At 70.4% G+C, this 24,392-nt stretch carries 27 protein-coding genes and 1 other RNA gene; 15 read left to right on the top strand and 13 right to left on the bottom strand.

The window, feature by feature from the left end; translation table 11 throughout:
• Positions 1 to 17 precede the first annotated feature (17 nt).
• The gene (gene cobT / locus MKK52_RS14185; protein ID WP_243954797.1) at positions 18 to 1,034 is read right to left on the bottom strand and encodes a nicotinate-nucleotide--dimethylbenzimidazole phosphoribosyltransferase; all 1,017 of its coding nucleotides are present in this window, start codon (positions 1,032 to 1,034) and stop codon (positions 18 to 20) included.
• Between the two features lie 107 nt (positions 1,035 to 1,141).
• On the opposite strand from cobT, the gene cobS reads away from it, so the two are divergent.
• Genes cobS through MKK52_RS14170 form a run of 3 tightly spaced genes read left to right on the top strand, consistent with a single transcriptional unit; the run spans position 1,142 to position 2,903 of the window.
• On the top strand, positions 1,142 to 1,966 hold the full coding sequence (cobS, locus tag MKK52_RS14180; RefSeq protein WP_243954795.1) for an adenosylcobinamide-GDP ribazoletransferase: 825 nt from the start codon (positions 1,142 to 1,144) through the stop codon (positions 1,964 to 1,966).
• Positions 1,967 to 1,998: 32 nt separating this feature from the next.
• Positions 1,999 to 2,211 (top strand): DUF1289 domain-containing protein, encoded by a 213-nt coding sequence (locus MKK52_RS14175; protein ID WP_243955104.1) that lies wholly within the window; start codon positions 1,999 to 2,001, stop codon positions 2,209 to 2,211.
• Complete coding sequence (locus MKK52_RS14170; RefSeq protein ID WP_243954793.1) at positions 2,208 to 2,903, top strand: TIGR02281 family clan AA aspartic protease; 696 nt, start codon at positions 2,208 to 2,210, stop codon at positions 2,901 to 2,903. Before MKK52_RS14175 ends, MKK52_RS14170 begins: the two co-directional genes overlap by 4 nt.
• Here the strand turns inward: MKK52_RS14170 and dusA are convergent.
• Positions 2,900 to 3,931, bottom strand: a complete 1,032-nt coding sequence (dusA, locus tag MKK52_RS14165) for a tRNA dihydrouridine(20/20a) synthase DusA (protein ID WP_313898755.1) — start codon at positions 3,929 to 3,931, stop codon at positions 2,900 to 2,902. The genes MKK52_RS14170 and dusA overlap by 4 nt on opposite strands.
• A 36-nt stretch (positions 3,932 to 3,967) precedes the next feature.
• Complete coding sequence (miaA, locus tag MKK52_RS14160; RefSeq protein WP_243954791.1) at positions 3,968 to 4,888, bottom strand: tRNA (adenosine(37)-N6)-dimethylallyltransferase MiaA; 921 nt, start codon at positions 4,886 to 4,888, stop codon at positions 3,968 to 3,970.
• Between the two features lie 13 nt (positions 4,889 to 4,901).
• On the opposite strand from miaA, the gene serB reads away from it, so the two are divergent.
• The gene (gene serB / locus MKK52_RS14155; RefSeq protein ID WP_243954789.1) at positions 4,902 to 5,795 is read left to right on the top strand and encodes a phosphoserine phosphatase SerB; all 894 of its coding nucleotides are present in this window, start codon (positions 4,902 to 4,904) and stop codon (positions 5,793 to 5,795) included.
• Here serB and MKK52_RS14150 read toward each other — a convergent pair whose 3' ends face one another.
• From MKK52_RS14150 to MKK52_RS14120, 7 genes are all read right to left on the bottom strand, one after another.
• Positions 5,796 to 6,638 carry a hypothetical protein gene (locus MKK52_RS14150; RefSeq protein WP_243954787.1) on the bottom strand — a complete coding sequence of 281 codons (843 nt, stop codon included), beginning with the start codon at positions 6,636 to 6,638 and terminating at the stop codon, positions 5,796 to 5,798.
• Positions 6,639 to 6,794: 156 nt separating this feature from the next.
• A complete protein-coding gene (locus tag MKK52_RS14145) occupies positions 6,795 to 8,306 on the bottom strand; it encodes a DegQ family serine endoprotease (RefSeq protein ID WP_243954784.1) in 1,512 nt (503 codons plus the stop codon).
• A 121-nt stretch (positions 8,307 to 8,427) separates the two neighbouring features.
• Positions 8,428 to 9,390, bottom strand: a complete 963-nt coding sequence (gene hflC, locus MKK52_RS14140; RefSeq protein WP_243954782.1) for a protease modulator HflC — start codon at positions 9,388 to 9,390, stop codon at positions 8,428 to 8,430.
• Entirely contained in the window at positions 9,387 to 10,571 is a 1,185-nt protein-coding gene (gene hflK, locus MKK52_RS14135) for an FtsH protease activity modulator HflK (RefSeq protein WP_243954781.1), read from the bottom strand. Before hflK ends, hflC begins: the two co-directional genes overlap by 4 nt.
• 241 nt (positions 10,572 to 10,812) lie before the next feature.
• Complete coding sequence (locus tag MKK52_RS14130) at positions 10,813 to 11,304, bottom strand: dihydrofolate reductase (protein ID WP_243954779.1); 492 nt, start codon at positions 11,302 to 11,304, stop codon at positions 10,813 to 10,815.
• A 2-nt stretch (positions 11,305 to 11,306) separates the two neighbouring features.
• Positions 11,307 to 12,101: a thymidylate synthase gene (locus tag MKK52_RS14125; protein ID WP_243954777.1), complete on the bottom strand. Its 795-nt coding sequence runs from the start codon at positions 12,099 to 12,101 to the stop codon at positions 11,307 to 11,309.
• A 60-nt stretch (positions 12,102 to 12,161) separates the two neighbouring features.
• Positions 12,162 to 13,004, bottom strand: a complete 843-nt coding sequence (locus tag MKK52_RS14120) for a CPBP family intramembrane glutamic endopeptidase (protein ID WP_243954775.1) — start codon at positions 13,002 to 13,004, stop codon at positions 12,162 to 12,164.
• Positions 13,005 to 13,058: 54 nt separating this feature from the next.
• Here MKK52_RS14120 and ssrA point away from each other — a divergent pair.
• From ssrA to MKK52_RS14105, 3 genes are all read left to right on the top strand, one after another.
• Positions 13,059 to 13,218: a transfer-messenger RNA gene (gene ssrA / locus MKK52_RS14115) on the top strand.
• Between the two features lie 17 nt (positions 13,219 to 13,235).
• On the top strand, positions 13,236 to 13,856 hold the full coding sequence (locus MKK52_RS14110; RefSeq protein ID WP_243954773.1) for an SspB family protein: 621 nt from the start codon (positions 13,236 to 13,238) through the stop codon (positions 13,854 to 13,856).
• A 275-nt stretch (positions 13,857 to 14,131) separates the two neighbouring features.
• On the top strand, positions 14,132 to 14,278 hold the full coding sequence (locus MKK52_RS14105; RefSeq protein WP_243954771.1) for a hypothetical protein: 147 nt from the start codon (positions 14,132 to 14,134) through the stop codon (positions 14,276 to 14,278).
• A 16-nt stretch (positions 14,279 to 14,294) separates the two neighbouring features.
• On the opposite strand, the gene MKK52_RS14100 is transcribed toward MKK52_RS14105, so the two are convergent.
• Entirely contained in the window at positions 14,295 to 15,695 is a 1,401-nt protein-coding gene (locus MKK52_RS14100; protein WP_243955099.1) for a cytochrome P450, read from the bottom strand.
• 155 nt (positions 15,696 to 15,850) lie between these two features.
• Here MKK52_RS14100 and fumC point away from each other — a divergent pair, with 155 nt between their 5' ends.
• The 5 genes from fumC to mepA all read left to right on the top strand — a co-directional run bounded on the left by fumC (position 15,851) and on the right by mepA (position 19,477).
• Positions 15,851 to 17,260 (top strand): class II fumarate hydratase, encoded by a 1,410-nt coding sequence (fumC, locus tag MKK52_RS14095; protein ID WP_243954769.1) that lies wholly within the window; start codon positions 15,851 to 15,853, stop codon positions 17,258 to 17,260.
• A gap of 63 nt (positions 17,261 to 17,323) precedes the next feature.
• Complete coding sequence (locus tag MKK52_RS14090) at positions 17,324 to 17,521, top strand: DUF4169 family protein (protein WP_243954767.1); 198 nt, start codon at positions 17,324 to 17,326, stop codon at positions 17,519 to 17,521.
• Between the two features lie 9 nt (positions 17,522 to 17,530).
• Complete coding sequence (locus tag MKK52_RS14085) at positions 17,531 to 17,758, top strand: ribbon-helix-helix domain-containing protein (RefSeq protein WP_409564666.1); 228 nt, start codon at positions 17,531 to 17,533, stop codon at positions 17,756 to 17,758.
• A 96-nt stretch (positions 17,759 to 17,854) separates the two neighbouring features.
• On the top strand, positions 17,855 to 18,472 hold the full coding sequence (locus tag MKK52_RS14080; protein WP_243954765.1) for a ParB-like protein: 618 nt from the start codon (positions 17,855 to 17,857) through the stop codon (positions 18,470 to 18,472).
• Between the two features lie 84 nt (positions 18,473 to 18,556).
• Positions 18,557 to 19,477 carry a penicillin-insensitive murein endopeptidase gene (mepA, locus tag MKK52_RS14075; RefSeq protein WP_243954763.1) on the top strand — a complete coding sequence of 307 codons (921 nt, stop codon included), beginning with the start codon at positions 18,557 to 18,559 and terminating at the stop codon, positions 19,475 to 19,477.
• On the opposite strand, the gene MKK52_RS14070 is transcribed toward mepA, so the two are convergent.
• Positions 19,474 to 20,406, bottom strand: a complete 933-nt coding sequence (locus MKK52_RS14070; protein WP_243954761.1) for a sugar kinase — start codon at positions 20,404 to 20,406, stop codon at positions 19,474 to 19,476. The two genes, mepA and MKK52_RS14070, sit on opposite strands and share 4 nt — an antisense overlap.
• 110 nt (positions 20,407 to 20,516) lie before the next feature.
• On the opposite strand from MKK52_RS14070, the gene MKK52_RS14065 reads away from it, so the two are divergent.
• Positions 20,517 to 21,389 carry an SDR family oxidoreductase gene (locus MKK52_RS14065; RefSeq protein ID WP_243954759.1) on the top strand — a complete coding sequence of 291 codons (873 nt, stop codon included), beginning with the start codon at positions 20,517 to 20,519 and terminating at the stop codon, positions 21,387 to 21,389.
• Positions 21,390 to 21,396: 7 nt separating this feature from the next.
• On the opposite strand, the gene MKK52_RS14060 is transcribed toward MKK52_RS14065, so the two are convergent.
• Entirely contained in the window at positions 21,397 to 22,146 is a 750-nt protein-coding gene (locus MKK52_RS14060) for a Crp/Fnr family transcriptional regulator (protein WP_243954757.1), read from the bottom strand.
• A 220-nt stretch (positions 22,147 to 22,366) separates the two neighbouring features.
• Here MKK52_RS14060 and dgcN point away from each other — a divergent pair, with 220 nt between their 5' ends.
• Both dgcN and dgcA read left to right on the top strand, forming a co-directional pair.
• A complete protein-coding gene (dgcN, locus tag MKK52_RS14055) occupies positions 22,367 to 23,380 on the top strand; it encodes an N-acetyltransferase DgcN (RefSeq protein WP_243954755.1) in 1,014 nt (337 codons plus the stop codon).
• Positions 23,381 to 23,382: 2 nt separating this feature from the next.
• Positions 23,383 to 24,366, top strand: coding sequence for an N-acetyl-D-Glu racemase DgcA (dgcA, locus tag MKK52_RS14050; protein ID WP_243954754.1), 984 nt, complete (start codon positions 23,383 to 23,385; stop codon positions 24,364 to 24,366).
• Positions 24,367 to 24,392 lie beyond the last annotated feature (26 nt).

Raw genomic sequence — 24,392 nt, 5'->3', positions numbered from 1 at the left:
AGGTTGGGCATGGTCTATCAACCCCCGCCCTGCCCCGAAACACCCGCCTGTGCGAAGGTCGCCATGCCCGTATGGCAGGCGAGCGCGCCCTTGATGATCCCCATCGCCACGGCGGCGCCCGAGCCCTCGCCGAGGCGCATCCCCAGCGAGACGACCGGCTTCAGGCCGAGCCGGTCCAGCACTTCGGCATGGGCGCCCTCGGCCGAAACGTGCCCCGCGACGCAATGGTCGAGGGCGGACGGGTCGAGCGCATGGAGCACCGCCGCGGCGGCGGTGGACACGTAGCCGTCGATGACCACCGGCACGTGCTGCAACCGTGCGGCGAGGATGGCGCCCGCCATGGCCGCGATCTCGCGGCCTCCGAGCCGGCGCAGGACTTCGAGCGGATCGTCGAGATGACCGGCATGGCAGGCGAGCGCCGCCTCCACCGCCGCGACCTTGCGCGCCAGCCCCTCGCCATCGACGCCCGTGCCGCGTCCGACCCAATGGGCCGGATCGCCGCCAAGCAGGGCGGCGTAGAGCGCCGCCGCGACGGTGGTGTTGCCGATGCCCATCTCGCCGATGCCGAGGCAATCCGTGCCCGCCGCCACCGCCTCCATGCCGAACGCCATGGTGGCGACGCAGGCGCGCTCGTCTAGCGCCGGGCCCTCGGTGATGTCGCCGGTCGGCACGTCGAGGGCGAGGTCGAAGACCTTGAAGCCGAGCCCGTAGGCCGAGCAGAGCTGATTGATGGCCGCGCCCCCGGCGGCGAAATTGTCGAGCATCTGGCGGTTCACGGCATCGGGGAAGGCCGAGACGCCCTTCCGCGTCACCCCGTGGCTGCCCGCGAAGACGCAGACCAGCGGCCGGTCGAAGCTCGGGGGCGCCTTGGCCTGCCACGCAGCGAGCCATGCAACGAGATCTTCCAGCCGCCCGAGGGAGCCGGCGGGCTTGGTCAGCACGGCGTCACGCGCGGCGACCATGGCGGCGGTCTCGGCATCGGGCCCCGGCATGGTGCGGACGAGGTTGCGGATGTCGTCGAAGGGCCCGCTCATCGCTGCCTCGATCCTGTGGGTAGCCGCGTTCCGGGCGGACGAAACCGGCGCCGCCCGCTATGAATGGTGAAGCCGGCGCATCGAACCCGGCATGCGGGACCGCTTCGATGGACAGGCAGACCGGCGGCGAGGCCGATTGGCCAGGGCGCGAGGCCCTGCACGATCTCGCCGCGTGCCTGCGCTTCTACTCCCGCCTGCCGGTACCGCAACTGCCGGGCGAGCCGGATCCCCACCGCGCCCCGGATTTCACCCGCCTGCCCCGGATGCTGCCGCTGGCCGGCGTGATCCTCTCGGCGCCCGCCGCCCTGGTCCTGGCGGCCGGCTGGCTTGCGGGGCTCGGGCCGTTCCTCTCGGCGACCCTGGCGGCGGCGGCGATGGCGGTCACGACCGGCGGGCTGCACGAGGATGGCCTTGCCGACCTCGCGGACGGGCTCGGCGCGGGCGGCGACCGGGCGCGGATGCTCACGATCATGCGCGACAGCCGCATCGGCTCCTATGGCGCCCTCGCCCTGTTCCTCGCCCTCGCCCTGCGGATCGGTGCGCTGGCGACGCTCCTCGACCGTACCGGCCTGCCCGCCGCGACGGGCCTCGTCCTGGCCGCCTCCCTCTCGCGGGTGGCGGCGCTGGCGCCGATGGTGCTGCTGCCCCCCGCCCGCAGCGACGGTCTCTCCGCCGCCGCCGGGCGCCCCGGCCGCGCGAGCCTCGTGATGGCCGGCCTCGTCGGGCTGGCCCTGGCGCTCGCCGCCCTCGCTCTGGGGCTCGAGCCGGGCGGGGTCGCCGCAATGATCGTCCTCGGCGGCCTCGCGGCCTATGGCGTCACCGCCCTCGCCCGGCGGCGCCTCGGCGGGCAGACGGGCGACGTCATCGGCGCCTGCCAGCAGGCCGCCGAGATCGCCGCCCTGCTCGGTCTCGTCGCGGCCCTGGCGCCTTGACCGCACCGCCCTCGTCCCACCACATCCCCCGCATGCCCGCCAGCCCGCCCAAGCCGTCCAGCCCCTGCACCAAGATCTGCGTGCTCGATGACGCGACCGGCCTGTGCCGGGGCTGCGGACGCACCCGCGCCGAGATCGCCGCCTGGGGGATGATGCGCGAGGCCGACCGCCAAGCGATCATGGCCGGGCTCGACGCGCGGCTGCGCGCCGCCTACCCCGCCACGGCGGAGCCCTCCGGCGCATGATCTGGCTCGGCCTCGGGGCGCTCGGGCTCGTCCTCGCCGCCCTCGTCCTGTCGGACGGCGGCGACACCCTCGGCGGCGGCCTCTCCCCCGATATGCTCGCCAACATCGCCTGGACGGGCACGATCCTCGCGCTGATCGTCGCCGGGTTCTGGCGGCAATTCCGGGCTTCGCCACTCCGCAACATCCAGGCGCTCGCCGCCTGGGGATTGATCGGCGCGGCCCTCGTCCTCGGCTACAGCTACCGCGACCGCCTTCAGGATGTCTCCGCGCGGGTGATGGGCGATCTGCGCCCCGGCGCGGCGGTGGACGGCCCCGGCGGGACGGTCACGGTCACGCGCCGCTCGGACGGGACGTTCCGGGTTCGCGGCCAGATCGGCGGGGCGAGCCAGGACTTCCTGTTCGACACGGGGGCGAGCAGCGTGGTGCTCACCGCCGAGAACGCGGCCTCCCTCGGCTTCACGCCCCGGCCCGACGAGTTCACCGCCCGCTTCTCCACCGCGAACGGCCCGACCAGCGCGGCCCCGATCCAGCTGGACTCCCTCTCGGTCGGGTCGATCACCGAGCGCAACGTGAACGCCATGGTGGCCCGGCCCGGCGCCCTCTCCGGCAACCTCATCGGCCAGACCTTCCTCGACCGCCTTTCCCGCTACGAGGTGCGGGGCGACAAGCTGGTCATGACCCAGGGGCGCTAGGCGGCTTCCCGCGCGTCGCCCCTGTCCCGCGAGACCAGGGCGATGGCCGCGCGCAGGGTGTCGAGATCCGCTTCCGGACGCATCCCGTGCGTCGAGAGGTGGCGGCGGAAGGCGCGGGCGCCGGGCCGCCCGTTGAACAGGCCGAGCATGTGGCGCGTCACGGCGTGAAGCCGCTCGCCCGATTGTAGCACGCCCGCCACGTAGGGCTCGAACGCCTCCACGGCGGCGAAGGGATCGGGTGCGGGCGCGGGCACGCCGTAGAGATCGGGATCGACCCGCAGCAGCAGGGCGGGCTCCATGTAGGCCGCGCGGCCGACCATGGCGCCGTCCACCTCCGCGAGGCGCGCCTGTACCTCCGCGATCGTGCGCAGGCCCCCGTTCACCGCCAGCGGCAACTCCGGCCGCGCCTGCTTGAGGCGGGCCGCCCGGTCGTAATCGAGGGGCGGCACGTCCCGGTTCTCCTTCGGTGACAGGCCCTTCAGCCACGCCTTCCGAGCGTGGACCACGAGCCCGTCCACCCCCGCCGCCACGACAGCCTCCGCGAGAGCGTCGAGGGCGGCTTCGGGGTCCTGGTCATCGACGCCGATGCGGCACTTCACCGTCACCGGCACCCGCACGGCGGCCTTCATGGCGGCGACGCACGCGCCGACCAGGGCGGGCTCGCGCATCAGGCAGGCGCCGAAGCGGCCCTCCTGCACCCGGTCGGACGGACAGCCGACGTTGAGGTTGATCTCGCCGTAGCCGAACCCTTCGGCGATCCGCGCCGATTCGGCGAGATCGGCCGGGTTGGACCCGCCGAGCTGCACCGCCACCGGGTGCTCAACAGCCGAGAAGCCGAGCAGCCGTTCCCGGTCGCCGTGGATCACCGCGCCGGTCGTGACCATCTCGGTGTAGAGCCGCGCCCGGCCCGACAGCGCCCGGTGGAAGGCACGGCAATGCCGGTCGGTCCAATCCATCATCGGGGCGACGGAGAACCGCCAGCCCGGAAGGGCGGCCGGTTCGTCCGCAGAGTAGGCGGGAGAAGTCACGGGCAGGATCTGCGGCTTTGGGAAGACGCCGCTCCTCTAGCAGAAGTCCGGCCGGGCGGCATCCTCGGGATCGACCCAGCGCCATGCCTCGCCCATCTGGTGGCGGAACCACGTGAATTGCCGCTTGGCATAGGCGCGGGTGTCGGCCTGCCCCCTGGCGATGGCCTCCTCCAGCCCGAGCGTGCCGTCGAGATGGGCAATCAGGCCCGGCACGCCGTGGGCGCGCATCACCGGCAGCATCGGATCGAGCCGCCGGACGCGGAGCGCGGCCACCTCATCGAGCGCCCCGGCCGCGATCATCGTGTGGAAGCGGGCATCGATCCGCTCGCGCAGGAGCGCCCGGTCGGGGGCGAGGAACAGCTTGACCAGACGCCGGCCCGCCAGCGGCCCTGGCACGGGGTCGCCGTAGAAGCTCGCGATGGGGCGGCCGGTGGCGGCGAGGATTTCCAAGGCCCGCATCACCCGCATCCGGTCGCTCGGGCGCAGCCGCGCCGCCCCCTCGGGATCGCGTCGGGCGAGGTCTTCATGCAGCGCCTCCGTGGGGCGCCCCTCCGCCTCCCGGCGGATCTCCGCGCGGATCGCCTCCGGCACGGGCGGCAGTTCCGAGAAGCCCTGTTCGAGGGTGCGGAAATACAGGCCGGTGCCCCCGACGAAGACGGGCAACCGCCCCTCCCCCTCCGCGAGCAGGGTCGCCGCATCACGGGCGAAATGGCCGAGGGAGTAGTTCGTCGCCCCGTCCACATGGCCGTAGAGCCGGTGCGGGACGGCCGCCTCCTCGGCCGCGTCGGGCCGGGCGGTCAGGACGCGCAGATCCGCATAGACCTGCATCGAATCCGTGTTGACGACAACACCGCCGGCCTCGCGGGCGATGCGACTGGCCAAGGCCGACTTGCCCGAGGCGGTCGGGCCTGCGATGAGAACCGCCGCCGGGCGCTCCCCGGCTTCCCACAACGGCAAGGCTTACCTCCGCATGCTGGTCGCGGTCCTGATAGCAAACCCGGACCGCCCGGCCATCACGGATGCGGTGCTCGCGGAAAGCCGCCGGGTGCTCGCCACCGAGCATCCCACCCGCATCCTTCATCGCGAAGTCGCCGCCGAAATCCTCGTGCCCGGCGCGCCTTCGGATGCCGCCGCGTTCACGGAGCGCCTGCGCACGGCGCTCGGCGGCGAACCCCTCGACATCGCCGTGCTGCCGGCCGATGCCCACCGCCGCAAGCGCCTGTTCCTCGCCGACATGGATTCGACCATGATCGAGCAGGAATGCATCGATGAACTCGCCGGGACGCTCGGTTTCAAGGACCATGTCGCGGCGATCACCGAACGGGCGATGCGCGGCGAGATCGCCTTCGAGCCCGCGCTGCGCGAGCGCGTCGCCCTGCTGAAGGACATTCCGGTCGGCGTGGTGGACGGCCTCATCGCCGACACCCTGACTCTGACGCCGGGCGGGCGCACCCTGGTGCGGACCATGGCCGCCCACGGCGCCCATACCTGCCTCGTGTCGGGCGGCTTCACCTTGTTCACCGGCCCCATCGCGGCCAAGCTCGGCTTCGCGGAGCACCGGGCGAACCGCCTCGCGGTGGAGGACGGCAAGCTCACCGGATCGGTCGAAGACCCGATCGTCGGCAAGGCCGAGAAGCGCGCGACCCTCATGGAACTGCGTGACCGGTTCGGCTTGGCGCCCGCCGAGACGATGGCCGTGGGCGACGGCGCGAACGACCTCGACATGCTGGGCGAGGCCGGGCTCGGCGTCGCCTTCCGCGCCAAGCCGGCGGTCGCCGCCGCCGCGCGAGCGCGCGTGGAGCACGCCGACCTCACCGCCCTCCTCTATCTCCAGGGCTACGCGGCCTCCGAATTCGTCGGCTGATCAGGCAGCGAAGATCCGCCGCTGGTAATCGATCACCAGTTCGTCCACGGCCGCTTCCGTCAGCGCCGCCTCACCCTTGGGGCGAAGCCAGAGCCACGACATCATCCGGTAGCGCGCCTCGACGCAGAGCAGCCACGAATCCCAGTCCGACCAGTTCCGCAGGAGCGGGATGTTGCGCATGTCGCGCAGGCCGTCCTTGACCTCGCACACGTCGAAATAGCGCTCGGCGGCCTGCTTCAACTCAGCGATGGCGTTGTCCCGCCGGGCGGGGTCGGTGAGCAGGAAATCGTGCAGTTCGATGATGACGTGGGAGTGCTGAAGCCGGCTGAGAACCGCGTCGGTGAACAGCGAGAACTCCGCCCCCTCGATATCGCAGAGCATGACGCATTGCGGCAGCGCGACGCCGCTCGCCTCCACGCGATCGAGGAAATCGGGCGTCGCCTCGCCGAAGACGGAGATCCTGTCCGCGACGCCATGAGCCTGCGCCATCTCGGCGAGGGCCCTTTGTCGGTCGGCATCCAGTTCGAAGATGAGGCTTCGTCCGAAGGCGCCGACCTCCACCAGCCCCACGCCGAACACCCCATCCGCCCCGCCGAGATCGACTAGCACCTTCCGGGGGCTGCGGAGCAGATCGAGGATGGCGCAGATGGAGACCTCGTAGGTCCCGAGGATGTAGGCGCTGGAGATGATCTCGGCCCAGTTGCTGGGCGGCACGCGGAACCCCTTCAGGATCCCGTACTGCACCACCGAGTCGCACTGCGACCGGATCATCATCGACAGGTACTCGCGCCGGGCATGGACCGCGCGGGTCGTCGTGTCGTCGAAATAGCGGAGCAGTTCCATGCCGGGTCGCGGGATCAGCCAGAGCGTCGAAGACGACGCTTTTAGCTGATCCCACCCGGCAATATCCAGTGATCGAGAGTATTGACAATATTGGGTTGAGCAATACTGAGACTACAACCCTTAGATGCGGGTTGGGATCCGCGTATCGGTTCTCGTTCAGTCCAATCCGAGCGCCACGAAGCGCACATCACCATTCGCGGCGGCGACGAGCAGGAGCACGGACTTGCGGCCGTCCTTCTTCAGGGCGTCGATGCGCTTGGTCACGTCGGCCGGCGTCGAGACAGCCTCCTGGCCGACCTCCACGATCAGTTCGCCCGGCTGAATGCGCTTGTCGGCGGCGTTCGAGCTGGGATCGACGCGGGTCACCACGACGCCCTTCTGGCCGTCCTTGATGTTGTAGCGCTTGCGGAGATCGTCCGTGAGCGAGGACAGGTTGAGGCCAAGGGCCTGACGCACGGCGTTGTCGGCATCAGGCTGCTTGAGGTTGGCCTGCTGCGGCTTCTCGTTATCCTCCAGGCGGCCGAGGGTGACCGCCTTCGTCACTTCCTCGCCCTTGCGCACGACCACCACATCGACCTTCTGGCCGACCGGGGTGGAGGCCACGATGCGCGGCAAGTCGCTCGACGCCTTCACCGCCGTGCCGTTGAACTTCACGATGACGTCGCCGACATCGAGCCCGGCGGTCTTGGCGGGGCCCTTCTCGTCCACGCCCGCGACGAGGGCGCCGCGCGCGCCGCCCTTGAGGCCCAGAGCCTCGGCGGTGGCGTCGTCCACGTTCTGGATGCGCACGCCGAGCCAGCCGCGACGGACCTCGCCGAACTCGCGCAGCTGATCGATCACCTGCTTGCTCGTGTTCGACGGTACGGCGAAGCCGATGCCCACCGAGCCGCCAGTCGGCGACAGGATCGCGGTGTTGATGCCGATGACCTCGCCGTCCATGTTGAACAGCGGGCCGCCGGAATTGCCCTTGTTGATGGCCGCGTCGGTCTGGATGTAGTTGTCGTAGGGGCCGGACTCGATGTTGCGGCCCCGGGCCGAGACGATGCCAGCCGAGACCGAGCCGCCCAGGCCGAACGGGTTACCGATGGCGATCACCCAATCGCCCGGCCGCATCTTGTCGGAATCGCCGAAGGGCACCGCCTTGAGCGGGCGGTCGGCCGTCGGCTTTACTCGCAGCACGGCGAGATCGACCTTGGAATCCTTACCGATGATCTCGGCCTTCAGCTTCGTGCCGTCGTGCAGGATCACCTGAATGTCGTTGGCATCGCCGATGACGTGGTTGTTCGTCACCACGATGCCGGAGGCGTCGATGATGAAGCCCGAACCCAGCGAGTTCGACTTGCGCGACCGCGGCGCCTCCTCGCTGTTGCCGCCACCCCCGCGACCGCCGCGCTTGTTGAAGAACTCCTCGAACAGGTCCTCGAAGGGCGTGCCCGGCGGAAGCTGCGGCATGGTGCGGCTGGAGCGCGCCTCGACGGTGGTCGAGGCCGAGATGTTCACCACCGCGTCGGTGACCTGCTCGGAGAGGTCGGCGAGGGAGGCCGGCCCCTTGGCGAAGGCCGGCGCCGGCAGGGTCGCGCCCAGCACGGTGACGCCCAGCATGATCGCCGTGGCGACGGGGCGCAGGCGGGTGAACGGCCCCGGACGGGATGCCTCGACGGGGTTCATGGCGGACCTCTTCAGCAAAGCGTTTCCCTCAGGCGCCGGCCGCTGCATGGCGGCCGGCGGTTCGTCACGGGTCATGCCCGTGCAAAGGTAGCCCGCGAACGCGCAGCGTCCAGCGTCGGGGTCAGCGCGCCGCGCCCGCCGTGGAGCCCGTCGCGGCCGCCGGATCCTGGCCGGGGCGACCGTTCGCCGGCGCTTGCCCGCCCTGGCCCTTCGGATCGCTGAAGTAGCGGAAGAAGTCCGTGTTCGGGCTGATGACGAGGCGCGTGTCGGAACCCTTCAGCCCCGTCTCGTAGGCCTGCATCGAGCGGTAGAACGCGAAGAAGTCCCGGTCCTTGGCGAAGGCGTCGGCGAGGATGCGGTTCTTGTCGGCGTCGCCCTGGCCGCGCAGCTGCTCGGACTTCTGCGTCGCCTCGGCGAGGATCACCGTCACCTCGCGGTCGGCCTTGGCGCGGATGGTCGCCGCCGCCTGCTCGCCGTTGGCGCGGATGTCGGCCGCCTCCCGCTCGCGCTCGGTCTTCATCCGCCGGTAGACGGCGGCCGAGTTCTGCGCGGGCAGATCGACGCGGGTCATGCGCAGGTCCACGATCTCGATGCCGAGCGCCCTGGCCTGCCGGTTCACGTCTTCCTGGATGTTGTGCATCAGCTGGCCGCGCTCGTTCTTGACGATGGCGTCACGGGTCGAGCGGGCGAGCACGCTGCGCAGGCTGGAATTGGTGAAGCTCTGCAGGCGCTGGTTGGCGATGTTGATGTTGCCCACCGACTGGTAGAAGCGCAGCGGATCGAGGATCCGGTAGCGGGCGAAAGCATCGACTTCGAGGTTCTGCCGGTCGGCGGTGAGGATCGTCTGCACCGGCAGGTCGAGATCGAGCACCCGCTTGTCGAAGGTGACGACCGTCTCGGCGAACGGGATCTTGAAGTAGAGGCCCGGCTTCTCCTCGCCGGTGGCGTTGAGGACGGCGCGGACGCGGCCGAACTGCAGGACGAGGGCCTGCTGCATCTGGCCGACGACGAAGACCGACGCGTAGAGGCCGATCGCCACGATCGCCGCGACGACGATGAGGCCCGTGCGGAGTGCCTGATTCATCGGGCGGCTCCCGTCTGGGCCGGGCCACGGGCGCCGAACTCGGAAAGGGGCAGCACGGGCAGCACACCCGCCGCCGTCGAGGCGGAGCCGGGCGACCCGTTCTGATCGATGATCACCTTGTTCACGGAGCCCAGAACCTTCTCCATCGTCTCCAGGAAGATCCGCTCGCGGCTGATTTCCGGCGAGAGCTTGTACGAGGCGTAGACCTCGTTGAAGCGCGCCGCCTGACCGGTGGCGTCGGCGGTCGCCTTCGTCTTGTAGGCCTCGGAGGCCTGGACGATCTGCGAGGCCTTGCCTCGGGCCTGCGGGACCTCACGGCTGGCGTAGGTCTTCGCCTCGTTCTGCGCGGTGTCCGCGTCCTGCTGCGCGGCGTTCACGTCCACGAAGGCGGGACGCACCTCCGGCGGCGGGTTCACCGAGACCAGCTGCACCACCTCGATGCGCACGCCCGCGCCGTACTCGTCCAGCGCCTTCTGGACCATCTCCTTCACCTCCTGCGCGATGCTCGCCTGCTCGTTGGTGAGGATCGCCTGGATGTTCCGGCGGCCGATCACCTCGCGCATGGCGCTCTCGGCGATGGCCTTGATGGTGCCTTCGGGGTTCTGGATGTTGAACACGAAGTCCGAGGCCTTGAGCGGGTTCACCCGCCACTGCACCTCGAAGTCCAGGTCGACGATGTTTTCGTCGCCGGTGAGCATCAGGCTCTCGTCGGGCACGTCGCGGTTGCGCGTCTGGCCCGGCCCGGTGCGGTAGCCGACCTGGATGGAGTTCACCTGACCGACATTCGGCTTCACGACGCCGCCGATCGGATAGGGGAAGTTGTAACGAAGGCCCTCGCCCGTCGAGCCGACATAGCGGCCGAAGATGGTCTCGATGCCGACCTGATAGGGCTCGACCTTATAGAAGCCGGTGGCGAGCCACACGGCCACGGCGAGCGCGCCGATCACCAGGGCCCCGCGACCGCCGCCGAAGCCGGAGCCGCTGCCCGAGGGGCCGCCCGGTCCGCCGCCGCCGGGGATGATCCGCCGCAGGCGGTCCTGGCCGCGCTTCAACAGGTCTTCGAGGTTCGGCGGGGTGTTGCCACCGCCCCCGCCCCCACCCCAGGGTCCACCGCCGTTGCCGTTGGGGCGCCCCCACGGGCCGCCACCACCGCCACCGCCATTCTGATTGCTCCAAGGCATCCTGGCCGTCGTCTCCTGACCTGCCGCACCCGCCGCGCCCGCGTCTGGGCGCCCCCTGCCAACGGTCGCAACCGCCGGCTCAATCCCGAGTGCCGCCCAATCGCCTGGGATTCACACCGTCGACATCCGCAGAGGCGCAGGCGACGGCGGACCCCTCACGGCACCTGCGGGTCCGCCCCCCTCGCTGTCAAGGCTGGCAGGTGGGCACGGCGAGCCCCGAGCGCAACCGCGACGGGCCGCCTCAGCGCAAACGGGCCAAGTCGATAAATGCGTAAGGATAATCGTCCTTCGGCCCGGCCGGGTGCGCTTCGCGGAACACCTCGCGGTAGGCCGTGCGGTCGAAGGCCGGGAAACGCACGTCGCCCTCGGGCTCGGCCTCGACCTCCGTCAGGTGGATGATGTCGGCCCGCGGTAGGGCGAGTGCGTAGACCTCCGCGCCGCCCACCACCATCAGCCGGTCCCCCGCCGCCGCGACCGCGCTCTCCCACTCATGCACCGTCTCCGCGCCCTCCACCCGGAAGGCGGGATCGCGCGTGAGCACCAGCGTCCGCCGGCCGGGCAAGGGCCGCCCGATGGACTCCCAGGTGCGGCGGCCCATGAGCAGCGTCGTGCCCATGGTGAGCGCCTTGAACCGCTTGAGATCGCTGGACAGGTGCCACGCGAGCCCGTTGTCCCGCCCGATGACGCCGTTGCGGGCGACCGCGACGACGAGGGCGATGGTCGGTGCGGCCATGGTCAGACAGCGACCGGCGCGGCGATCGCCGGATGCGGGGCGTAGCCCTCGATGGCGATGTCCTCGAAACGGAAGGCGAAGAGGTCGCGTACCGCCGGGTTCAGGCGCAGCTGCGGCAGGGGCCTCGGCTCGCGCTCCAGCAGGATGCGGGTCTGGTCGAGGTGGTTGCGGTAGAGGTGGACGTCGCCGAAGCTGTGCACGAAGTCGCCGGGGGCCAGCCCCGAGACCTGCGCGACCATATGAGTCAGCAGCGCATAGCTCGCGATGTTGAACGGTACGCCGAGGAAGGCGTCCGCCGAGCGCTGGTAGAGCTGGCAGGAAAGCCGACCCTCGGCCACGTAGAACTGGAACAGGCAATGGCAGGGTGCCAGCGCCATCCGGTCGAGATCGGCCGGGTTCCAGGCCGAGACCACGAGGCGGCGAGAATCCGGGTTGCGGGCGATCTCGTCCAGCACCCAGCGGATCTGATCGACGCTGCTGCCATCCGGCTTCGCCCAGGAGCGCCATTGCCGGCCATAGACCGGGCCGAGATCGCCCTGCTCGTCGGCCCACTCGTCCCAGATCGTCACGCCGTTCTCGCGCAGATAGGCGACGTTGGTGTCGCCCGCGAGGAACCACAGCAATTCGTGGACGATGGACTTCAGATGCAGCCGCTTCGTCGTGACGAGCGGGAAGCCCTGGCTCAGGTCGAAACGCATCTGGTGCCCGAAGACCGAGAGGGTCCCCGTGCCCGTGCGGTCCTCCTTGGCCACCCCCTCGTCGAGGATCTTCCGGAGCAGGCTCTGATACGCGTCCATCGGACGAGCCTGCGCCGCCGGGCCGCCGGGGGCAAGCCCGGCGCGGGCCTGTCCCCAGGGTCAGTGCGGCCAGAGCAGGTAGACGACCAGCGCGAGGTTCGACCATCCGTGCAGGGCGATGCCGGGCCAGAGCCGGCCGGTGCGCCAGCGCAGCAGTCCGACGGCGAAGGCGAGCGGCAGCAGCGAGATCGGCCGGGCGAGGCCGAAGGACGAGATGTGCGCCAGCGCGAAGACGAGGGACGTCGCGGCGACCGCCCAGGCCGTGCCGAGGGTGCGGTTGACGAGGTGATACATCTCGCCGCGCACCAGCAATTCCTCGGCGAGCGGCGCGAGGATCGTGAGGTAGGCGAGCCACGCCACCACCGCCGTCCGGTCCATGAAGGGCGAGAGGCGCAGGCCCCGCCCGAACCCGCCGCCCATCAGCTCGGCCGTGCCCGTCACCCAGGCGATGTGCAGGACCGGCCAGAACAGCAGGATGCTGAGCAGGACCACCGGCCGCAGGCCGTTCGGCTTCTCCCGGTCGAGGGCGAGGCGGCGGCGCCAGCCGCTGCGATCTCGCCACCACGCCCAGGCGATCACCATGGAGGCGAGGAGCACCTGCCGCAGCACATCGACGGCGAAGGCCCGGTGGGCGAGTTGCACCACCCCGACGAACGGCCGCCGGGCTATCGGCAGGAACGGATCGATCCCGTACCAGAGGTCGAACCCCACCCGCACGATCCCGAGGGCGGCGAAGCTCGCGACACCGAGGCAGACGATGCCGAAGGCGACCATCCGGCCGAGGGCGAGGAGGGTCGGCCAGAGCCCGTGCGCGCCCGACCGATCGCGTGGGGGCGCGTCGGCGGCCACACTCACCGGATCGCCCATCGCCTCCGGCACGGTTGCGGCGTGATCGGGCTTCAAAACCGGGCCGATCCCCTCTATATTCGTTTTGCCGGGTCGCAAGGCCGGCCATGGCGATAAACGTTCTTCGAAATAAACCTATCGGACCCGGGGGCGGTACCCGGCGCCTCCCTTCAAGCCCAGGACCGATGGCCGCAAGGCCGCGGATGAATGGACTGGGCTTCGGCGGCGGCGAAGGTGGATCGACGAGGGCGTACAGGCGGCGGACGGGTCGGGCAAAGCGAACGCAGAATGGCAGACGACCTGATTCGCTACGACCTGCTGGTGCAGGACGCCCTTCGCGGCGTCGTCCGCAAGGTGCTCTCGGATGCCGCCCAGAACGGGCTGATGGGCGAGCACCACTTCTACGTCTCGTTCCGCACCGAAGCGCCGGGCGTGCGCATCTCGCAGGCCCTGCGGGACAAGTATCCGCAGGACATGACGATCGTCCTGCAGCACCAGTTCTGGGATCTGAACGTCACCGAGCATGCGTTCGAGGTCGGGCTGTCCTTCTCCGGTGTGCCGGAGCGGCTGCTGGTGCCGTTCGACGCGCTCTCTGGCTTCTTCGACCCCTCCGTGCAGTTCGGCCTGAAGTTCGACCTTGGCGAAGTCGGCAACGACCTGCCGGCCGAGCCTGAGACTCCTGTCGCCAAGAACGGCCCGCGCGGCGCGGCGTCCGAGCCGGGTGAGGTCAAGCCGAAGACCGGCACCGGCCTCGCGACCATCGGCGCGACGGGCGTCCCGACCGTGCTGCCGGCCGCCGCCCAAGGCGGCAAGACCGACGACAAGGCCCCCCGCCCCGCCGCCAAGAAGGACGGCGAGGAAGGCACGGCCGAAGTCGTCAGTCTCGACGCCTTCCGCAAGAAGAGCTGATGATCGCCCTTAGGCGCCATGGTTGAGCCGGCTCCGCTCACATCCGGTGAGCGGAAGTTCCGGGCCAAGCGATACAACGAAGGATTGAAACTTGCGGCGACGCTCTTCAATTCGTTGTCGATCGTCACGTTCGGCACGGCCTTCGTCGGCCCGATCACCCAGGGCCACTTCGAAGTCCTGTCCGGCGGCGGATGGGCTTTGCTTCTCCCGGCGTTGTGCCTACATTTCGTAGCGCAGGCAGTCCTCCGACTGCTCCGTCCAGAGGAGTGAGCGGCATGCCCTTGGACTATGCGCTTCAGATCACCGCTATCGCCTTCGGGCTGTCGGTGCTGGGCCTCGGCGGTGCGTTCATCGCGTCGCGCATCTACGACCGGAACACCCGGCGCTACGACGAGGCCGCGCGGCTGCACAAGGCCGACTAGGCCCAGGCCGCCCGGTTCACCCCCTCACCTCGGCATCCATCCGCAACCCGTGCTCCGGCCGGAGCGTGACCCTGTGCAGGGGCGTCACTGGCGGGTGGTCCGGCGGCAGGCGGAAGCGCACGACGCGGAGAACGTGGGCGAGGAGGATCGTCGCCTCCTGCACCGAGAAGCTCTGCCCGATGCAGACGCGCGGACCCGCTCCGAAGGGCAGATAGGTGAAGCGCGCGATCTGCTCCCGCCGTCCGGGCATGAACCGCTCCGGCATGAAGGCGTCCGGCTCGTCCCAGAGCAGGTGGTGGCGGTGCAGCACCCAGGGGGCGATCAGCACGAGGCTCCCCTTGGGCACCTTGATCCGCCCGAACCGATCCGGCTCCACGGCCTGACGGCTGAGGAAAGGCACGGGCGGGAACAGGCGCATCCCCTCCTCCACGATGGCCCGCGTGAAGGGGAGCGCGTCGAGGGCGAAATCCCCCTCGCCTGCCGCATCGATTTCCGCCTCCACCTGCTCCTGCGCCGCCGCGTCCTGCGACAGGCAGTAGAGCGCCCAGGTCAGCGCGTTGGCGGTCGTCTCGTGGCCGGCGGCGATGAAGGTGGCGATGTTCGCCCGCACCGCGAGGTCCGTGAGCCCGTTGCCGGTCTCGGGATCCTGCGCGGCGAGGAGCAGGGTCAGCAGGTCCTGCGGCGCCTCGGCGGTCTCCATCAGCGTGCGACGCCGCGTGATGAGTTCATCGACGATCTCCGCGAAGTATCGCCCGGCGGGGCGCGCCCGCAGCCGGCCGATGCGCGGGATGAAGTCCGGCATGCCGAACACGTCGAGGGGGTCGATGGGCCCGACCGCTTCGAGGAAGCGGGTGATCGCACGGCCCAGGGCGTCCGGGTCGCCGGGCAATCCTTGCGTGAAGATCGTCCGTTCCAGCACGTCGAGGGTGGCGCGGGTCATCTCCAGGGCGACATCGACGCGCATCCCGTCGCGGCGGCGTAGGCGCTTGGCGATGCGGGCGCCGGCCGCGTTCATCGCGGCCTCGAAGCTGCGCACGGTGCGCGCGGAGAAGATCGGCGCGAGCGTCCGCCGCTGCAGCCGCCACTCGTCACCCTCGGCGCTGAGCAGCCCGTTGCCGAGGCCGGGCGCCAGGACGCGACGCTGGAGGTCGTCCTTGCGGTAGCGTTCGGCGTTGTCGATCAGCACCTGCCGGATCAGCGACGGTTCGCTCACCACGGTGATGCGCCCCATCACGCCCTCGGCCGCCACCACGGGCAGGCGGAAATGGGCATCCGCCCAGGTGGTGATCGGGTTGCGCCGGGCGGCCTTGAGGAAGTCGAGGAGGCCGAGCGGCTGCGTCAGCCGCGGCGGGACCGGCGGGCGGAACCGAGTCGCGGCGGCGTGTCCCTGGACGGGATCGGATAGGTCGGTGGACAGGCTCGTCGCTCCCGGGCTCGTGGTGGCCGTCGCCGCCCTACCGTTAACGGTGGACAGAGCGGCATGGATGTCGGGCAGCCCCGACCATGCGGCATCGCGCTCAGGCCCCGCCTCCGTTAAGTAGGCACCGCAGTGCACCAGACGTAGAGGCCACGATGTCGCCCACCGAAACCGCGACCCGCACCGAATCCGATACCTTCGGCCCGATCGAGGTTCCGGCCCATCGCTATTGGGGCGCGCAGACCCAGCGCTCGATCCAGAACTTCAAGATCGGCACGGAGCACATGCCCGCGCCGCTGGTCCACGCGCTCGGCCTCGTGAAGCAGGCCGCCGCCCTGGTGAACAAGGATCTCGGCGTCCTGGAGCCGAAGCTCGCCGACGCCATCGCTGCCGCCTCCGCCACCGTCGTGGCCGGCGAGCACGACGACGAGTTCCCCCTGGTGGTCTGGCAGACCGGCTCGGGCACGCAATCGAACATGAACGCCAACGAGGTGATCGCGAGCCTCGCCAACGAGGCGATGGGCGGCCAGCGCGGCGGCAAGAGCCCGATCCACCCCAACGACCATTGCAACCGGGGCCAGTCCTCGAACGACACCTTCCCCACCGCGATGCACATCGCCGTGGCGCGGGAGATCGAGGGCCGGCTGATGCCCGCCCTCACGCACCTCCACGAAGCCCTCGACGCCAAGGCGAAGGCGTTCGAGAGCATCGTGAAGATCGGCCGCACCCACCTGCAGGACGCGACCCCGGTCTCGCTGGGCCAGGAATTCTCCGGCTACGCGACCCAGGTGGCCCTCGGCGGCGCCCGCGTGGCCGCGACCCTGCCGGGCGTGCTCGCCCTGGCGCAGGGCGGCACGGCGGTGGGCACGGGCCTCAACGCCCACCCCGAATTCGCCGACCGCTTCGCCGCGAAGGTCGCGGAACTGACCGGCCTGCCCTTCACCTCGGCGCAGAACAAGTTCGAGGCGCTGGCCACCCACGACGCCCTGGTCTTCACGCAGGGCGCGCTCTCGGCGCTGGCCGCCGGCCTGTTCAAGATCGCGCAGGATATCCGCCTGCTCGGCTCCGGCCCGCGTTCGGGCCTCGGCGAACTCTCCCTGCCGGAGAACGAGCCGGGCTCCTCGATCATGCCGGGCAAGGTGAACCCGACCCAGTGCGAGGCGCTGACGATGGTCTGCGCCCAGGTGATCGGCAACGGCACCACGGTAAGCTTCGCCGGCTCGCAGGGCAATTTCGAGCTGAACGTGTTCAAGCCCGTCATTGCCAACGCCGTGCTGCAATCGGTGCGCCTGCTGGCGGACGCGGCGGTGAGCTTCACCGACAATTGCGTCGTCGGCATCAAGGCCAACGAGGACAAGATCGCCGACCTGATGAGCCGGTCGCTCATGCTGGTCACGGCGCTCGCCCCCTCCATCGGCTACGACAAGGCCGCGACCATCGCCAAGACGGCGCACAAGAACGGCACGACCCTGAAGGAAGAAGCCCTCCGTCTCGGCTACGTGACCGAGGAAGAGTTCGAGCGCGTCGTGCGGCCGGAGACCATGCTCGCCCCGAGCGCCGAGTAGGACCGGGACGGGCCGGCGCGGTTCTTGCGCCGGCCCGAAAGACGGACAGGGAGGGTTCGCGGGATGGGTGAAGTCATCAACCTTCGTCAGGTCCGCAAGGCCCGCGCCCGGGCCGAGGCCGATGCGCAAGCGGAGACGAACCGCATCGCCTTCGGCACTCCTAAGAAGGCGAAGACCCTCCAGCAGAAGCGCAAGGCGCTGGAAGAGACCCGGCACGAGGGCCACCGCCTCGAGGAGCCGGAGGACGGCGCCAGGGACTAGGTCGATCCGTTGAGCGGGATCGTCAAACGCTCGGTGATGATCGCCGGCCACCGCACCAGCGTGTCCCTCGAAGATCCGTTCTGGCAGGCGCTCACCGCCCTCGCCGCGGACGAAGGGCGCTCGGTCCAGGCGCTGATCGGCACCATCGACGGCACGCGCGGGGAGCAGAACCTCTCCTCCGCGATCCGGCTCCATGTCCTGGATGCCGCGCGAAAGGGGCTCCTCCGCACATCGTGATGGGCTCTCCCCCGCACGTAGACCGCGATGCGGTGGTTTGTGACGCCTGTGCGACCTACACCGCGTGTTTTCGACGCAACGTCACGCGAGGTGTTCATGGCCAGCCGCGAACCGCTTCTGAATCCTGTGCCGATCAGCGAACTGCGCCCGACGCAGATGACCGTGGGCCTGAGGGAGGTCGCCGAGAAGCGGCGGCGCTGGCAGGAATACGACGCGGAGAAGAAGGCCGCCTTCCTCGGCGCGCACATGATCCCGGCCCTGCTCGGCCCAAAGAAGCGGCACTACGTCATCGATCACCACCACCTCTCGCGCGCTCTCCACGAGGAGGGTGTGAAGGACGTGCTCGTGACGGTCGTCGCCGACTTGCACCACCTCGACAAGGACGCCTTCTGGACCGTGTGCGATCACAAGTCCTGGGTGCACCCCTACGACCATGAGGGCATCCGCCGGGACTTCGCGGACATCCCGAAATCCATGTCCGACCTGAAGGACGACCCATTCCGCAGCCTCGCGGGCGAGTTGCGCCGGTCCGGCGGCTTCGCCAAGGACACGACGCCGTTCAGCGAGTTCCTGTGGGCGGACTTCCTGCGCCGGAACATCAAGGGGAAGCGGGTCGAGGACGATTTCTCGGCGGCGCTCGAGAAAGCGCTCTCCCTCGCGAAGTCGAAGGACGCCGGCTACCTCCCGGGCTGGTGCGGGCCGTCGAAGGGCTGACGCTCCGTCGGATCCTGCCCGAAAAACGCCGCGGCCTTCGGCGAGGATGCAGCGTTCCTACGCGCCTCCCGGACCGACGCCCGCATGACGCTTCCGCGCCTCGCCTGCCTCACGACCTTCGCCGCCCTGGCCCTGACCGGCGCGGCGCATGCCCAGGACAGGGGGAGCGTGAACCCGAAACCGCTGCCGCCGCTGGCCAATCCGGACGATCCCTCGACGCCGGCCAAGGCCCTGTTCGGCCGCGTCACCCACCCGAGTGCGGGGGCGCCGCACATCTACGGCTTTTACGCGAAGGGGTGCTTCTCCGGCGGCGAGGCGCTGGCCCTCGACGGGCCGCATTGGCAGGTGATGCGCCCCTCCCGCAACCGGATGTACGGGCTGCCGGTGATGGTCGACTTCCTCGAGCGCCTGTCCGAGAAGGCGACGCGGGTCGGCTGGCCCGGCCTCCTCGTGGGCGACATGGCGCAGCCGCGCGGCGGGCCGATGATCACCGGCCACGCCTCGCACCAGATCGGCATCGACGCCGACGTGTGGCTGACGCCGATGCCCGACCACCGGATGAGCCGCGCCGAGCGCGAGGAGACCTCCGCCACGGACATGGTCCGCAGCGACCGCCTCGACATCGACCCGGATGTCTGGACCCCGAACCACCTGCAACTGATCAAGCTCACCGCCGAGCAGCCGGAGGTGGAGCGCATCTTCGTCAACGCCGCGATCAAGAAGGCCCTGTGCCGGGAATCCGGCGGGGGGCGCTGGCTGTCGAAGGTGCGCCCGATGTATGGGCACAACTACCACTACCATATCCGCCTGAGCTGCCCGGCGGGCCAGAGCGATTGCCAATCGCAGGATCCGCCGCCCTCAGGCGATGGCTGCGACGACCTCGGCTATTGGTTCTCCGACGCCGTGCTTCACCCGAAGCCGCCGAAGACCAAGCCGAAGCCCAGGCCGCAGATGACCATGGCCGCCCTACCCGCCGCCTGCCGTGCGGTGTTGAAGGCGCCCTAGCCCGGCATCGCCTCGCGCGGGATGATCGCGCCGGGATGGGTGATGACCACGGCGGCGAGCCGGTGCCCGGCCCGCGCGGCGGCGGCCGGGGCCTCCCCCCGCAGGCGGGCGGCGAGGTAGCCGGCCGCGAAGCTGTCCCCGGCGGCGGTGGTGTCGATGGGCGACACCCGCTCCGGCACCGGCACCGGCACCGCCTCGGCGGGGTCGTCGCCGCGCACCAGGCAACCGGGCTCGGCGAGCTTCACCACCGCCTCCGCGACGCCGGCCCCGTCGAGCCAGGCCAGCACCGCATCGGGTGAGCCGTCCCCCGCGAGCGCGGCCCAATCCTCGCAGCCGGCGAGCACCACGTCGCTGAGCCCGGCCATGCGGTCGTAGGCCTCCCGCGCCTCGGCGAGATCCGGCCAACCGCGCGGCCGGAAGTTCGTGTCGAAGGCGATCCGCGCTCCCCCCGTGCGAGCCCGTTCCAGGGCGGCGAACAGCGCCTCCCGCGCCGTCCCTGCAAACAGCGACAGGCTGATCCCGGAGAGGTAGACGAGCCCTGCCCCGGCGAGCGCCCCCTCCGTCGCGGCGCGATGGGGCGGGTCGAACAGCCGGCGCACGGGCGCCGCGTCGCGCCAGTAGAGGAAGCGCCGCTCGCCGGACGGGTCGGTCTCGATGACGTAGAGCCCAGGCAGGCTGCCGGGGATGCGGCGGACTTGGCCGGTGCCGATGCCCTCCTCCTCCCAGGCGCGCAGCATTTCCGCGCTGAAATCGTCGCCGCCGAGGGCGGTGACGTAATCGACCGCCGCCCCCAGCCGGGCGAGGTAGAGGGCCGTGTTGAGCGTGTCGCCGCCGAAGCCCCGCGAGAGCAGCCCATCGGGCCGCGTGCGCATTTCGAGCATGCATTCGCCGAAGCAGGCGACGCGGCGTCCGGTCAGGTCGGCTTGCATGGTCGGGCCTCCTGTTCGCGTCCCATCGCCACGGGATGGACGTGGAACGTGAGCGAACCGCGTCCTGTTGGCGGGGTAACCGGCGCGAGGCGCCTGGAGAAGGACACCCCATGACCGATCCGCTTCACAAGTACCCCCGTCCGCCCTTCGAAGGCCAGCCGCAGAGCTTCCCCGGCAAGACCGGCAAGATGAGCCCCGAGCCGGACCACGGCGAGGAGAGCTACAAGGGTTCGGGCAAGCTCACCGGCAAGGTCGCGCTGATCACCGGCGGCGATTCCGGTATCGGCCGCGCCGTGGCCATCGCCTATGCCCGCGAGGGCGCCGACGTCGCCATTTCCTACCTCCCCGACGAGCAGGCGGATGCCGAGGGGGTCAAGCAGTGGATCGAGAAGGCGGGCCGCAAGGCGCTGCTCCTGCCCGGCGACCTGAAGCAGGCGAGCTACGCCAAGGAGATCGTCTCCAAGACCGCCGAGGCGTTCGGGCGGCTCGACATCGTCGTGAACAACGGCGCCTTCCAGCAGCCCGGCAAGAGCCTGGAAGAGATCGAGGACCACATCTTTGAGGATCACTTCAAGACCAACGTATTCGGCTCGTTTTACGTCACCAAGGCGGCTCTCGCACATCTGCAGCCCGGCTCGTCGGTGATCTTCACCTCGTCGGTGAACTCGAAGCACCCGATGCCGACGCTGATGGCCTACAGCGCCACCAAGGGCGCGCTGAGCAACATGGTGCTGAGCCTCGCGCAGCTCCTCGCGGAGAAGGGCATCCGCGTGAACGGCGTGCTGCCGGGCCCGATCTGGACGCCGTTCATCCCCGCCGGCATGAGCGAGGACGCGGTGAAGTCCTTCGGCAGTCAAGTGCCCTTCGGCCGCCCCGGCCAGCCCGCCGAACTCGCCTCGGCCTATGTGATGCTCGCCGCCGAGGAGAGCAGCTACACCTCCGGCGCCCTGATCACGGTGGCCGGCGCGATGCCGGTCCTCTAGGCGCCCCTCAGGGCCTGATCGCCTCCAGGCCGCGCGCCGCATCGCGCGCGGCCCGCAGGTGCAGGTAGGACGGATCGAACTTGGCGAGCCGGCGCAGCCCCTCGGGATCGAGAAGGGTCAGGCGCCGGCCCTTCAGGCTGAGGAGGCCGGCGGCGCGCACGTCCTGCAACGTCCGGTTGATGTGGACCGTGGTCTGGCCGAGGGCGTCGGCAAGGTCGGGCTGGGTCAGCGGCATCGGGCAGTTCGTCCCGTCCGCGAGGCCGACGGCGGCGAGCCGCGCGTGCAATTCGCAGAACAGATGCGCGAGACGCTCGACACCGGAGCGGCGCCCGAGACTCACCGTCCATTCCCGCTGGATCGCGGCGCAGGCCAGTTCCTCCCGGTGGAAGGCGAGGTCGAGGGACGGGTTCCGGCTCTTCAACTCGACCATGGCCGTGCCCGGAATGCGCGCGATGGCCACGGGCGTCAGTGCGCCGATGGCGTGGTCGCGCCGGTCGAGCAGATAGATGTGCGGGTCGCAGCAATCCCCCGGCAGGAGGATCGAGATGATCTGCCGGCGGCCATCCTCGAATTGCCTGTAACGGCAGGCCCAGCCGCTCATCACGACGTTGACGCCGCGCGGATCTTCTCCCTCCTCCACAATATCCGCCCGAGGCTCGATCAGTCTCGACGGTTCGAGGACCTCCGCAAGCATGTCCCGGTCGGCGGTGGTCAGGGGAACGAAGTTTTTCAGCTTTCGCGACAGGGGGGTTTCCATCAGGGCCGCGGACTTGTTTGAGAGGCGACGTCCCGCCTAGCCGTGGGCCGGGCAGCGACCACCACACAGGTTATGATTGGCCGAGGCTCCGGCCGGTTGTGTCGGATTTCGCGTGGGGCAACGAGGATCGGTCTAGGTCGCGGCGGGAACGGTCGAGCTTCCGCCTTGCGGGACGGCGCCCCGATCCCGCATAGACGGGACGAAGCGAGAGGTCCGTCCGATGCAGATCGCCACGCCCTACCTGATGTTCCTCGGCGACGTGCCCGACGCGCTGGCGGCCAAGACCGCCTACGGCATCAAGGATTGGCGGCCGGAATGGTGCATCGGCCAGATGCGCCTGCCGGGCTGCCAGGCCGATCTCGGGATTCCCGACCTCACCCTCCCCGAGGCCCTGGCCAAGGGGTGCCGCACCCTGGTCGTCGGCGTCGTGAACGCGGGCGGCGTCCTGCCGGACCATTGGGTGAAGGAGATTGTCGCCGCCATCGAGGCCGGGTTCGACGTTGCGAGCGGCCTGCACACCCGCCTCGGCGCCGTGCCGGCCATCGCCGAGGCCGCGACCAAGCGGGGCAGCAAGCTCCACGACGTGCGCCACAGCAGCGAGACCTTCGCGACTGGCAAGGGCACCCGCCGCGCGGGGCGCCGCCTGCTGACCGTCGGCACCGATTGCTCGGTCGGCAAAAAGTACACGACGCTGGCCCTGGAGAAGGGCATGCGCGCACGCGGCCTCGATGCCGACTTCCGCGCCACCGGACAGACCGGTGTGTTCATCTCCGGCAAGGGTGTCGCAATCGACGCCGTGGTGGCGGATTTCATCTCCGGCGCCGTCGAGACGATCTCGCCGGAGACCGCGCCGCACCATTGGGACCTGATCGAGGGCCAAGGCTCGCTTTACCACCCGTCCTTCGCGGGCGTGAGCCTCGGCCTGCTCCACGGGGCGCAGCCCGACGCCTTCATCGTCTGCCACGAGCCGACCCGCACCACGATGCGCGGCGTCTCGCACCCGCTGCCGACGATCCGGGAGGTCATCGACCTCACCGTGCAGCTCGGCCGCCTGACCAACCCGGACATCCGCCCCGTGGGCATCGCCGTGAACACGCAGGCCCTCGCCGAGGACGAGGCGCGGACGCTCCTCGACGCCCTCGCCGCCGAACATGGCCTGCCCGCCACCGACCCGGTGCGCTTCGGCGTCGAGGCGCTGGTTGACCGGATCGTTGCCGACTTCCCGGAGGCCTGACCATGGTCCGCCGCCTGAGCCTGTCGGTCGAGCGCTTCCCCATCGCGGGGGCCTTCACCATCTCGCGCGGAAGCCGCACCGAGATCGCCGTCGTGGTCGCGCGGATCGAGGACGGCGCCCATGCGGGCCGGGGCGAGTGCGTGCCCTATCCCCGCTACGGCGAGAGCGTCGAGAGCGTGTCGGCGCTCATCGAGGCGCAGGCGGACGTCCTGGCCGGGGGTATCGACCGCGAGGCCCTGGCCCAGCTGATGCCGGCGGGCGCGGCCCGCAACGCGCTCGATTGCGCCCTCCTCGACCTGGAGGCGAAGCGATCCGGCCGGCGCGCCTGGGAAATCCTGGGCCTGCCCGCGCCCGCGCCGGCCACCACGGCCTACACGCTGAGCCTGGGCACGCCGGAGAGCATGGGCGAGGCGGCGCGCAAGGCGGCGTCCCGTCCGCTCCTCAAGGTGAAACTCGGCGGCGACGGCGACCCGGAGCGGATCGCCGCCGTCCGAGCCGGCGCCCCGGATTCCCGGCTGATCGTGGATGCCAACGAGGCGTGGCGGCCCTCGAACGTCGAGGCCAACCTCGCGGCCTGCCTCGCGGCGGGGGTCGCGCTGATCGAGCAGCCCTTGCCGGCGGGCGAAGACGCTCTGCTGGCGGACATCCCGCACCTCGTGCCGGTCTGCGCCGACGAGAGCCTGCACGACCGCGCCGGGCTCGATGCCCTGGCCGGGCGCTACGACGCGATCAACATCAAGCTCGACAAGACCGGCGGCCTCACCGAGGCGGTGATGCTGGCCAACGAGGCGCGGGCGCGGGGGCTGACCGTGATGGTCGGCTGCATGCTGGGCACGTCGCTCGGCATGGCGCCGGCCACGCTGCTGACCGGGGGCGCCGCGTTCATCGACCTCGACGGGCCATTGCTGCTGGCCCGAGACCGGGAGCCGCCGCTTCGCTACGAGGGCAGCACCATCTTCCCGCCCGACCCCGACCTATGGGGATAGCCACTCGCCGGGACGTGAGCTTGGCC

Origin of the sequence: Methylobacterium sp. J-067, from assembly GCF_022829465.1 — a bacterium.
GTDB classification, from domain to species: Bacteria; Pseudomonadota; Alphaproteobacteria; order Rhizobiales; family Beijerinckiaceae; genus Methylobacterium; species Methylobacterium litchii.
The sequence above is the reverse complement of the archived record's forward strand: the minus strand, read 5'-3'. Positions and strand labels throughout refer to the sequence as shown.